Consider the following 11,412-nt stretch of genomic DNA (forward strand, 5'->3'; position numbering starts at 1 on the left):
AAAATTTATTAGATAAAAACTATTTTTTAAAATAATAAAAATTATAAAAATTTATAAAACTAATTTTCTCATCTGAAAATATTTTTTAAACTTAAATATTTACAGACAGTTAAATATTTTTTAAAATAAAAGTGTATAATAGATTTATACTTAACTATTTAAATATTAGATATTTAATAATTTAATACAATGATTTAATAGCTGTAAGTATAAGAAGTGAGATAATGATTAATTTAAACACAATAAAAACATATATGTATTGTCCTTTAAATTTATATTATCAAGAAAATATTCAAAAAAATGAAGAAAATAAGAAATATAAATTTAATAGAGAAATTAAAGAATTAAGAATTGATATAAAAGATATTATTCAAAAGAATTTAAAAAGAATCAACAAATCAATGAGTATTGAAACTATTGAAAAAGAATTAAATAAAAATATTAAATATTATGTAATAACAAGACTTAATGAAATATTTAAGTATGAACATTATGATAATGCAGATTTTGAAAAATATAAAATAGATTTACTTGAAGAAACTAGATTTAATAATAAATTATTATCAATAAAAGCAAAACGTTTTATGATTTTAACAAATAAAGATGGACATTCCATAAATAAAATAATATATCCAACATCAATGTATAACTATTTTTTAAGAGATTCACAATTAGACATTAATGGAATAATTGATAAAATAGAAATAATTAAAGGAAAATATTTTCCAATAATCTATAAATTCAATATACCTCCTACTCAAGGAGTATAGGATAGTGATGCAATAGAACTTGCATGTAATAGTATTTTAATAGAAGAAGAATTTGAAACAGATGTATATGTTGGATTTGTAGAATATGTTAATTTTGCAGAAAGAAGAGCTGTTGTAATAGATGCAAATCTTAGAAAAAGCTTATTTAGAATACTTGATTCTATTAAAAAAATAACAATAAATAAAGAGACACCAACAATAAAGTATGAAAAAAATAAATGTAAAAAATGTGAATATAAAGAAATGTGCTTAGAAGATTTCACAAATCCTATAGATTTATAAACCAAAATTAGAAAATAATGCATATTATTTGAAATTTTATAAAATAATTTCTATACAATCATAATAACAAAAAATATGTAAATATTAAATAATTAATATTTAAAAGATTTCACATTTATATTTAAAATTTCCTATGATTCTTTTTTAAAATATTATAATCAAAAACAGCAGTATCTGCTATTTGCATTACTGCCATAACCCCTGCTTGTATTGGATCAGTTACAACTAAATCAGCAACATCAACAACACTACCAGGCATATTCAAACTTATAACAGTTAAATCTCTTTGTTCTTTAATTTTTTTAATTTCATCAACAATTCTTCCACCCATTAAAGAACCTGCAAGAACAAGAACACTAACTCTAGGAATTCTAGATAATTCATTAACTGCTTCTGCAATATTATCTTCACCAACAACAGGTAATGTATCTACACTTATTCTTTCACCACGAATATTATGCCTATCCGCTTCAGTAATTGCTCCTAATGCAACTTGAGATACTTGTGCTCCCCCACCATAAATAATTATACGTTTTCCAAATACATCTTCTTGAGATGCATAAATTTCCACACTTTCAACAGAATCTAAAGCTTTTAAATCATTAATTAAATTATCAATATCTGAAACATTTTCAAGTTCTAAATTAATATTTCCTTTAGTATTATTTTCAATGAAAAGATAAAGATAAACAATATTAACATTATGATTAGCAATAATATCAGTAACTTTTTCTAAAACTCCAGGTTCTTCATGAGATTTAATACTTATTGAATAATTAGACATGATATCACAGTTATTAAAAAAATTAATTAATAAATATATTATATTGATTAAAATATAAAAATATTCTAAAAAAAATAAATTAAAAAAAAGTAATAATTTAAAAGTTATTATAAAAAGAATTTATAAATTGTTTTTAATCTTATCTAATTTTGCATGAGCTTTTTTAAACATCATAAGATAATTATCTTCTTCTTTTACTGGAATAACTTCTAAACCTAATTTTCTATGTTCTTCAATCCAAGATTCCTCAAATACAGGAACTTCTATTTTAATAGGTTCAGGTGTTTTATTTACAACTATTAAATTTCTATATGGAAAATTTCTTTCTACTATATATCCACCTAAACTTAAGATATGATAAGGTCTCATTACAAATTTCATTTTATCATCTCTAAACTAAAATTCCTACAATAATTGCAAGAACACCAAGAAGTGTTGAAGAAATTATAATTGGATATAATTGTCTATTAATAAATATTGGTGTAAATGCACTGAAAATTCCTACAAGTAATGTGTATATTAAAGCAACAACAATAAACAATATAATATTCCATGAGAAAATATTAAGAGGGAAACCAAGGAAAAATATTGTAAATAATGCTGCTAATGTAAACATTAATAATCCTTTAGTCCAATAAATAATTGAACGATAACCTGCAGAGTATTCCATATAAGGTCCTTGTATAACATCAGATTCTGCTTCAATTAAATTAAATGGACATTCATTCATTACAACTAAAGATCCAATAAAGAATGCTATTGCAGCTAAAATACCTGCAGTAGTAAATAAGAGAGGTCCATGAATTTGTTGATATTTAACAATATCAAAAATATAAAGACTTTTAGAACATACAACAGGAACAAATAATGCTAAATATAATGGAAATGAACCATATGTAATCATTCTAAGAGATCTTTTAGAACTTATATCTTCAATATGAGACCTAATTACATCAGTATGAACTGCTCCTTTAACTAAATCTGGAAATTTCATAGATAATGACATAACAGATTTAGATAAAGCACCCATAAATACATAACAAATTTCTTCTACTTTTAATAATCCTACAATAGCAATAATACTGCTTAATAAATAAACAGGATACATTTGAGGAGTTAAGAATAATAGAATAAATAGTATAGCTAAAAAACTAATTATTGGTAATGATTTATAAATTCCAGGAGCAGGTGAATTAGGCTCTAAATTCTTTTTAAATATGAATTTAATTGGTGCTACAATACCTGGAACTGTAAATGGCGGACCAATACGTTGTTGAATTCTTGCATGAACAAATTTTCTTTCAATACCTGGTAAAAATGATCCAATTATAAAACAAACAATTAAAGTAATAATTGCTCCAATAATTGAATACAAAACAGTTATATCTGCCATATTTTTCCCTCTATAAATTTATAATTTCAAAAGCTCTATCTGTACAAGTAAAACATGGATCACATTGTACTATACATAATTGACCATCAGTAATATGATTTCCAATACAAGCATATTGAGTAGCTCCTATATTTGTTAAAGAAGGAGTTCTAATAATAGAACTTCTAACTCTACCATCTTCTAAAGCATAAGAATCATATAAAATTCCTCTTGGAGCTTCAATATAATGTTTTGTTATATCACAATCAGTCATTTCCCATGATCTATTAACAATTGGACCATTAGGAAGATTTTTAACAGCTTGTCTTATAATTTTAATTGATTCAAAACATTCAAGTGCTCTAACTAAAAGATTAGATCTTACATCACAACCATCAAGAGTTATAATATCAAAATCAAAATCATTATATTCTTTCATTTCAGTTCTTAAATCATGTTCATATCCACATGCACGAATACAAGGTCCAGTAACTTCTAATTTTTTAGCTTGTTTAAGAGATAAAAATCCTACACCTTCAATCCTGGAATTAACTATTGGATCTGCAATAAATCTATCTGAGAAGTTTTTTAAATTTTTTTCAAGTGTATCCATACCTTCTTCAATTTTTTGGATTCTCATTTCATTAAGTTCACATCTAGGTCTTACTCCACCAATAAGAGAAACACCATATTGAACTCTATTTCCACCAATCATATTAAGTAATTCCATTACGGTTTCCCTAATATAAAATGCTCTCATTGAAAATGTTTCATGACCTAAAACTTCGCAACCATGTGCTAAATATAATAAGTGACTATGTAATCTTTCAAGTTCACCCATAATAACTCGAATATAATTTGCTCTATCTGGAATATCAATGTTTAAACCTTTTTCTGCAACTAATACTGAATTCCATGTATGGATATTAGAACATATTCCACAAATTTTTTCAGTTAAAGCATTAGCTTTTTCTACAGGAAGTCCTTCCATAATTCTTTCAACACCTCTATGGTTTACACCAATAGTAATTTCTGCTTCCTGAATAATTTCATCCTCTACAAAAAATCTAACACGATATGGTTCTAAAGCAGCAGGGTGAACAGTACCCATTGGAACTTCTGTTTCAATGAATTGACCTTTTCTAGGCTTTTTATCTTCAATCATTTTTAAACTCCCTTAAAATTTTTTTAACCATATGATATAATAATAATAAATTTAATCTGCATCTAATAATTTTGGTAAAAGTGATACTACACCAGATAAAACATCTTGTGGCCTTACAGAACATCCTGGAATTTTAGCATCAACAGGAATTATATTTTCAACAGGACCTTCAATTTCTTCAGATGGAATATCTCCATGAATATTTTTATAAACTCCACCCATTAATGCACATGAACCAGCAGCAACAACAAGTTTAGGATTAGGTATAGCATTATAAATTTTAATTAATGGATCTTTATTTAAATGAGTAACAGGACCAGTTACAACTAAAACATCTGTTTCACGAGAATTCCATGTTAAAAACACTTTATATTGCTCTGCATCAAATCTTGGTGAAAGTATAGAATTAACTATCTCAATATCACAACCATTACATCCACCAGTATAAACGAGCATAACATGTATAGCCCTTGCTCTTGAATATGCTTTTAAACTCATAACAACCTTCCTATAACAATAATTTAATAAATATTAATCATTCTTTACTATTTTTATAATTTTTAATAACAGTCTTATCAGATAAATATTGTGATATAAATTGAACTTTATCTTCAGGTATCCTAAATGGTCTTTCAATTAAATCTTTAGGTGAAGTACCGAATTCTCCTACAGAATTTGGATGTATTGATGCAGGTAATCCAAACAATGCATAAATTGGGCAAAAATCATGACACCAATAACATACAACACATTTACTTGAATCTAATTCAGGAACTTCTTTTTTAACCCAACCATCAGCTAACCATTCAGCTTGATTTAATTTTTTCATTGTAATTGCACCAGTAGGACAAACATTAGCACAACCACCACAACCAATACAGGAATCAAGATCAACTTTTGTTTCAGGTTTAACATTACCATTTAAGATATCTTCCCTTAACTTCATATCAGTTACTCTATCTGAAGCAAAGAAAATTCTTTTAATGTTAGAAAAAGCACCTTCTAACATTATTCTAATTAAATTTTTCATTTAAAACACCTAATTTTTATTAACAAAACTTCTATCAAAGATAATTGCCCTTGATGGACAAATGTTGTAACATGCTCCACAATAAATACATTTATCTTCATCAACAGAGACACTATCTCCATTATCAATAATAGCATTTTCTGGACAAATATCATAACATAATTTACAATAAATACAGGATTTAGAATCAATTTGATTAAATCCATCAAGAACTCTTTTCTTAGCAAGAGTAGTTGTTTTAATTGCATTTTTAGGACAATATATTCCACAAGTTTCACATAAAATACAATTATCTAAATCAACAAGAATTCCTTCATAAGTAAGAGTAATTAAATCATAAGGACAAAATTCTGCACAAGTACCACAACGTATACAATCATCAGATACTGAACCATCCCATTCTACAATATTAAAAGAACGTGCATCTTGTTTACAAACATCAACACAATTTCCACATAATACACAATAACCTTCAAGTAAGGAATCTTTAACTATTCCATTAACATTAAGAGTTTCATTATTTAAATGTAAAATAGAAACTGGACATTTATCAATAGACTCTTCAAAATCTTCAGAACTAAAATCTTTACTAAGATCAAATACTAATTTATTATTTATTTTAACTAATGAATCTCCTTTAGATAAATCAGAACATAATCCACAGTTTAAACAAGAAATAATTGTTCCATCATTCCTTTGATTCAATTTAATAATATTGATTTTATAATCATCAAAATTAATAGCATGACTTGGACAAGATTTAAGACATTTTAAACATTTAGTACAAGTATTATGATTAATTATTCCATTATTAATTGAATTTGTTGGACAAACATCTTCACATACTCCACATTCATTACAAATACCATCAAATTTATCAACTGTAACATTAATTGCATTAGTTGGACAGTAATAATCACATCTACCACATAAAATACAATCATCAGTATTAGTGTTTACAGAAACTCTTGAAACAGTTTTATTATTAAAAATTGTTGGAGTATTCATTTTTGGAAGTTCAATACCAAAAGATTTTAAATAATTTAATTGTTTAGTTTTAAATAAAGTAAAACCATCAACTCTTGCATCAATTGGACAAGAATCTACACAAGCACCACAACGAGCACAAATTCCTTTAACAACACCATCTTCTGTGATTTTAATATTATTTATAGGACAATTATATTGGCAAATTCCACATCCATTACATTTTGCTCTATCAACTACATATCCACCATATTTATTTTTATAAATAGCATTATTTGGACAAGCACGATAACAAGCACCACATGTAATACAACTAAATGCTTTATTATTTATTAAACGTATAGCTTCAGTAGGACAACGTTTAATACATTCCCCATTTCCATCACATTCATTTGTAGATAAAAACATAATCATAACTTCCTTTAATCAGTATTTTTTCTTGAATTGGAATTTTTTTTCCTTCCAAAGATTAAATTTGTAATTACTAAAGCAATAGCTGCAGAAGCAAAACCAGTAGAAAATACAAAGTCATTATAAAATGGGAATGCTCCTTCTAAATAAGCTACAACTAATGCAAGAATAAACACTACAAGAAGAGAAGTTTTATTGAAATAATCATCTAATCTAAACCTAGATCCAATAATACAACCAAAAATAAAACCAAATATTATAGGGCCCCAACTAATCATTATTTTTCCTCCTCTTTCTCATCACTTAAAGATCTAAAAGCCATAAATGCAATTACAATAGCAGTTAAACCTACAAATACTTTTAAACCCACTAAAATATTGAAATATGGAACAATACCTGCATTTGTAACATCAGGATAATGGAAAATATTTACAATATAATTTGGTACAATTGAATAAAAATCAGTCCCCACATTATATAAAAATGATCCTCCGAAATATAAACCAATTAATCCTAAAATAACATATCCTAAAGCACCAATAGATTCAATAGCAGATATAAAATCTTCTGAAAGTTCAATAGGAGAATCTTCCAAACCAAATACTAAAAGACATAAAATTATACCTGCAGAAATCATTGCTCCTCCTTGAAAACCACCACCAGGAGTTATATGTCCCCCTAAAATAGTCAAGATTCCAGCACAAATAAATATAAATGAAGCAGGTAATACAAAAATTTTAAGTATTGGACTCATATTATCTTTACTACTCATTTTGGTCATCTCCTTTAAGTCTTCCTCTACCAAATACAAGTAAAACAATTAAAACTGCAGTTACTAAGATTAAAGATTCACCTAAAGTATCATAACCTCTCCAATCAAATACAATTAAAGTAACCATGTTTGGTTCAACTTGAGTTCCAAGGAAATTATAAACTTTACTTATACCTGGAGTAATAATCTTACTAATCTTAAATAGTGCATCAAATAATGATACAGAAAAGAGTATAGTTACTACTGATGCTAATAATTTTCTTATAGAACTTGTCATCAGAAACCACTCCAATAAATTAAACTAACAATAATACCTAAGGTTATAACAGTGTAAAACATCATTTTATCTAATGAATCATCTTGTTCATCAAATAATTTAATAGATAAAGGTAAATTACTTACAATTAACATTATAAGAATAATAATTACAATACCAGTTAATAATACACTAATATGTCTAAGTAATAAAGCTGTAATTAATAATGATGAAATAACAATAAGTTCAGAAGCAATAGCTCCTGAAACATTTTCATTAGTCATGTGTTTTTTAGAATATCTCTCTTTAATAAAATTTAAGAAGTCATCATAATAACTCATATGATTAATCCTCCTAAAGCTTGTGAAATAGGTACAGTAACAATTTCAGGATATAATCCTAAAATTAAACACATAATTGTTAATACTGCAACTGAAAAGATTACAGATTTAGGAATAGAATCATGTACAAATTCTAAATCATTAGGTTGTGGTTTTAAATAAATTCCATGTAATGCTTTTACAAATACAAAGAATGTTGCAATACTAATTAATATAGCAATAACTGCAACTTCTGGATATCCTGCAAGTAAAGCAGCATGAATAATCATGAATTTACTTCTGAATCCATTAAATGGAGGAACACCTGCCATTGCAAAACCTCCAAGTAATACCATTATAGCCATAGATTCACTTTTAGAGATTAATCCTCCAAGTTTCCTAATATTTGAAGTATTAGTTAAATATACAACAGAACCTAAACCAAGGAATAATAATGCAGTAACAATCATTTCATTAATACCTTGGAATAAACCTGCAGTCATTGAAAATTTTGTTCCTAAACCAAATCCAAGTCCAACAAATCCTAATTCTCCAACAGATAAATATGCAATCATTCTTCTGAAATCAGTTTGCATAACTGCCATTGATACTCCAAGAATCATTGCAATAATAGAAACAATAAGAATTGCTCCATTGAATATATTTATTAAATAAAACATTCTAGCCATTGCAATAAGGAAAGCAACTAATGTAAGTAAACTCATAGCCTGAAGAATAGAAGATCCGTAAGATTCAGATTTACTATAAAGTGATGATTTAATTACATGGAATGGTGGGAAACCAGATGCATATAACCAACCAAATAAAATTAATGCAAATGAGAATAATACTACTGCTTTTGAAATTGGAGATTTAATTAATACAGTGCTTATTATAATTGCAATATCAGTTATATTTACACTACCAGTAATAGCAAGTAAAATTGTAATACCTAATAATAACATAGGCCCCCCAATGGAACCAAGAATCATATATTTTAAAGCAGTTTCGTAATTATCTTCTGCTTTAGATGCAATTACAATACCGGTTTGAACTAAAGCTGCAATTTCAAAGAATACATACATATTAAATAAATCATCAGATAATATCATTGCACTAACAGCTGCAGTTCCCATAAATACAAGGAATAAAAAGGAACCAGATGCTTTTTTTTCTGATGTTAAATAACTAAACACAGATAAAAATACAATAATACACATTATAAAGATGAATACTTTAGTTAATGGAGTAAATGAATATGTAATAGCTGGATGCATTGAATATAAATTAGTACTAGTAATATATGTAGGTAAACCTGTAATATTTGTATCTATAAGTGGTTTATGTCCACCAAAGAAATGTAATCCATAACTTGCAAATAATGTAATTAGTGGAAGAATAATAGCAACAATAAAAGATAAAATTTTAATTGTTTTATTATGTTTTCCAAATAAATTTATAAGTAAAGCTGCAAATATTGGGAAAATTACCATTAAAGGGATTAAATAATTCATTCTTCATCCCCCATATCATATTTATTATTTAAAATTTCATGAGCACTTAAACTACCATATTTTTTATATAAAAACATGGTTAAAGCTAAGATTACAGCTAAAGTACTTGCTCCAATAACAATACTTGTTAATACAAGTGCTTGAGGTAAAGGATAAGCAGCATTTTGTGCAAACCAATTAACATTCATTCCAGGAGCCAAAATAGGAACAATTCCTCCTTCTTTATAAGTTAAACATATAATAAATAGGTTAACTCCTTCTTCAATAAATGAAAGTCCAACTACTTTTTTAATAATATTATCTATAAAAATAGCTGCAAAAAGACCAATGATAATAAGTGCACCAGCAGCAAATAAACATAATAATTGAGTACTTATCATCATATTATTCACCTTCCATCCTTTGTGTTTTTTTAATAGCTAAAGCAATAAATACAGGAGTAATTGCTCCTCCAACAATAGCCTGTGTTAAAGCTACATCAGGAGCTAAAAGGATTTGGAACAAAACTGCAATACCAACAGCAGAAATACCTGATAAAATTGCTACTTTTAATAAATCTTCTTGTAATAAAGTTAAAATACTAGCTATTAAAGTAACAATAATAACTAAAATAACTTCAATCATCATTATCCCCACACGTATTGTTAATTTCATCTTCACTATAGTAATATGCATTAGCAATAGCATGAGCTACAAAAGGTGTTACTAAAAAGTAAAGAATTGCAATAAGAACTTGATTTAATGCAAGTAATGCTAAAATACAAGCCATATCTAATATTCCCAATATATGTAATTTAGCATATTCTATATTATCTAAATCATCATCTAATCTAAGGATTCCCACTCCTACAATAAAAATTAAAATAGCAGAAATAATCAATAAAATAGATTGTATATAACTAAGAATTAAAGACATAGTTTAAGTCCTCCTCGCTACAATAGCATAACCTATAGTACCTACAACACCTAAAAATATAATTGCTAGTGCTATATCTCTACAAAATCCAATAGAGAATACTTCACCAATAAGAATTAATAAAACACCCATTGTTAAAGTAACTGCAGAAGTACCAATTAAAGTAGATAAAATACTTTTTTTAGCAGAGACCCTTAAAGCAACTAACATCATAAATAGAAGTGCTATAATTAAAATATATTCTGAAATCAGTAGTATCTCCATACTATCACATTAATAAGATTTTAAAAAAAGAAACTATTCCAACATTTTTTTAATATATTTTTCAAAAGGAATAATATCTTCAGTATCTCTTGGAGCTATAATTGCAACTTTAATTATTTGATCTTCAGGAATAAGATCAACAGTTAAAGTACCTGGAGTTAATGTAATACTGTTTGCTAAAATTGTTTGAGAAACAGTTCTTTCTAAATCAGTATGAATATCAACAACAACGGGTTCAATCATGTCTTTATGTACTGTTCTGACAGATACATCATAAGTAGCTTTGACAATTTCATACAATAAATCTAAAAAATAAATTATCCCATAATAAACTCTTTTTAAAAACATTTTAAAAAGCCCCAATTAAAAAATTTAAATTATAAACTTTTCATGAAAGATAAAATTTTCATGAAATCATAAAATAATATATCATGATTATTTATTATAAATCTTTTGATTTAATATGAAAAATTAGAAAACAAAAATACAAAAATTAGAAAAAATATTAAAAAATATTAAAAAAAATAGAAAATAAACTAAAATTTTTTAAAATTTAGAATACAAAATAA

The 11,412-nt window shown here is 26.2% G+C and carries 19 protein-coding genes; 2 read left to right on the plus strand and 17 right to left on the minus strand.

The window, feature by feature from the left end; genetic code table 11:
• Positions 1-224: 224 nt before the first annotated feature.
• Both BGI41_RS03930 and BGI41_RS08755 read left to right on the plus strand, forming a co-directional pair.
• Entirely contained in the window at positions 225-770 is a 546-nt protein-coding gene (locus BGI41_RS03930) for a recombinase RecB (protein WP_088538934.1), read from the plus strand.
• A 117-nt stretch (positions 771-887) separates the two neighbouring features.
• Positions 888-1,052: a Dna2/Cas4 domain-containing protein gene (locus tag BGI41_RS08755; protein ID WP_394335015.1), complete on the plus strand. Its 165-nt coding sequence runs from the start codon at positions 888-890 to the stop codon at positions 1,050-1,052.
• Between the two features lie 121 nt (positions 1,053-1,173).
• On the opposite strand, the gene BGI41_RS03940 is transcribed toward BGI41_RS08755, so the two are convergent.
• From BGI41_RS03940 to BGI41_RS04020, 17 genes are all read right to left on the minus strand, one after another.
• Positions 1,174-1,836, minus strand: a complete 663-nt coding sequence (locus BGI41_RS03940) for a DUF5612 domain-containing protein (RefSeq protein WP_088538935.1) — start codon at positions 1,834-1,836, stop codon at positions 1,174-1,176.
• 120 nt (positions 1,837-1,956) lie between these two features.
• A complete protein-coding gene (locus BGI41_RS03945; RefSeq protein WP_088538936.1) occupies positions 1,957-2,217 on the minus strand; it encodes an energy-converting hydrogenase B subunit P in 261 nt (86 codons plus the stop codon).
• A 10-nt stretch (positions 2,218-2,227) separates the two neighbouring features.
• On the minus strand, positions 2,228-3,229 hold the full coding sequence (locus BGI41_RS03950) for a respiratory chain complex I subunit 1 family protein (RefSeq protein WP_088538937.1): 1,002 nt from the start codon (positions 3,227-3,229) through the stop codon (positions 2,228-2,230).
• 10 nt (positions 3,230-3,239) lie between these two features.
• Positions 3,240-4,373, minus strand: a complete 1,134-nt coding sequence (locus tag BGI41_RS03955; protein WP_088538938.1) for a nickel-dependent hydrogenase large subunit — start codon at positions 4,371-4,373, stop codon at positions 3,240-3,242.
• 51 nt (positions 4,374-4,424) lie between these two features.
• Positions 4,425-4,871, minus strand: a complete 447-nt coding sequence (locus tag BGI41_RS03960) for an NADH-quinone oxidoreductase subunit B family protein (protein ID WP_088538939.1) — start codon at positions 4,869-4,871, stop codon at positions 4,425-4,427.
• A 37-nt stretch (positions 4,872-4,908) separates the two neighbouring features.
• Positions 4,909-5,403 (minus strand): 4Fe-4S binding protein, encoded by a 495-nt coding sequence (locus tag BGI41_RS03965; RefSeq protein ID WP_088538940.1) that lies wholly within the window; start codon positions 5,401-5,403, stop codon positions 4,909-4,911.
• 9 nt (positions 5,404-5,412) lie between these two features.
• Positions 5,413-6,798, minus strand: coding sequence for a 4Fe-4S binding protein (locus BGI41_RS03970; RefSeq protein ID WP_088538941.1), 1,386 nt, complete (start codon positions 6,796-6,798; stop codon positions 5,413-5,415).
• 14 nt (positions 6,799-6,812) lie between these two features.
• Complete coding sequence (locus BGI41_RS03975) at positions 6,813-7,079, minus strand: energy-converting hydrogenase B subunit J (RefSeq protein ID WP_088538942.1); 267 nt, start codon at positions 7,077-7,079, stop codon at positions 6,813-6,815.
• Positions 7,079-7,555 (minus strand): MnhB domain-containing protein, encoded by a 477-nt coding sequence (locus BGI41_RS03980; protein WP_088538952.1) that lies wholly within the window; start codon positions 7,553-7,555, stop codon positions 7,079-7,081. The genes BGI41_RS03975 and BGI41_RS03980 overlap by 1 nt, the downstream gene beginning before the upstream one ends.
• Positions 7,556-7,565: 10 nt before the next feature.
• Positions 7,566-7,850 carry an EhbH gene (locus BGI41_RS03985; protein WP_088538943.1) on the minus strand — a complete coding sequence of 95 codons (285 nt, stop codon included), beginning with the start codon at positions 7,848-7,850 and terminating at the stop codon, positions 7,566-7,568.
• The gene (locus BGI41_RS03990) at positions 7,850-8,170 is read right to left on the minus strand and encodes an energy-converting hydrogenase B subunit G EhbG (RefSeq protein WP_088538944.1); all 321 of its coding nucleotides are present in this window, start codon (positions 8,168-8,170) and stop codon (positions 7,850-7,852) included. The genes BGI41_RS03985 and BGI41_RS03990 overlap by 1 nt, the downstream gene beginning before the upstream one ends.
• The gene (gene ehbF / locus BGI41_RS03995; protein WP_088538945.1) at positions 8,167-9,663 is read right to left on the minus strand and encodes an energy conserving hydrogenase EhbF; all 1,497 of its coding nucleotides are present in this window, start codon (positions 9,661-9,663) and stop codon (positions 8,167-8,169) included. Before ehbF ends, BGI41_RS03990 begins: the two co-directional genes overlap by 4 nt.
• Positions 9,660-10,043, minus strand: a complete 384-nt coding sequence (locus tag BGI41_RS04000; RefSeq protein WP_369829833.1) for a cation:proton antiporter subunit C — start codon at positions 10,041-10,043, stop codon at positions 9,660-9,662. Before BGI41_RS04000 ends, ehbF begins: the two co-directional genes overlap by 4 nt.
• Positions 10,044-10,047: 4 nt before the next feature.
• Positions 10,048-10,287, minus strand: coding sequence for a hydrogenase subunit MbhD domain-containing protein (locus BGI41_RS04005; RefSeq protein ID WP_088538947.1), 240 nt, complete (start codon positions 10,285-10,287; stop codon positions 10,048-10,050).
• Entirely contained in the window at positions 10,280-10,579 is a 300-nt protein-coding gene (locus BGI41_RS04010) for a monovalent cation/H(+) antiporter subunit G (protein ID WP_088538948.1), read from the minus strand. Before BGI41_RS04010 ends, BGI41_RS04005 begins: the two co-directional genes overlap by 8 nt.
• Positions 10,580-10,582: 3 nt before the next feature.
• Positions 10,583-10,843: a hypothetical protein gene (locus BGI41_RS04015; RefSeq protein WP_088538949.1), complete on the minus strand. Its 261-nt coding sequence runs from the start codon at positions 10,841-10,843 to the stop codon at positions 10,583-10,585.
• A gap of 33 nt (positions 10,844-10,876) precedes the next feature.
• On the minus strand, positions 10,877-11,191 hold the full coding sequence (locus tag BGI41_RS04020; protein ID WP_088538950.1) for a Na+/H+ antiporter subunit E: 315 nt from the start codon (positions 11,189-11,191) through the stop codon (positions 10,877-10,879).
• Between the last annotated feature and the right edge of the window lie 221 nt (positions 11,192-11,412).

It is taken from the genome of Methanobrevibacter sp. 87.7 (assembly GCF_002208625.1).
Taxonomy (GTDB): domain Archaea; phylum Methanobacteriota; class Methanobacteria; order Methanobacteriales; family Methanobacteriaceae; genus Methanarmilla.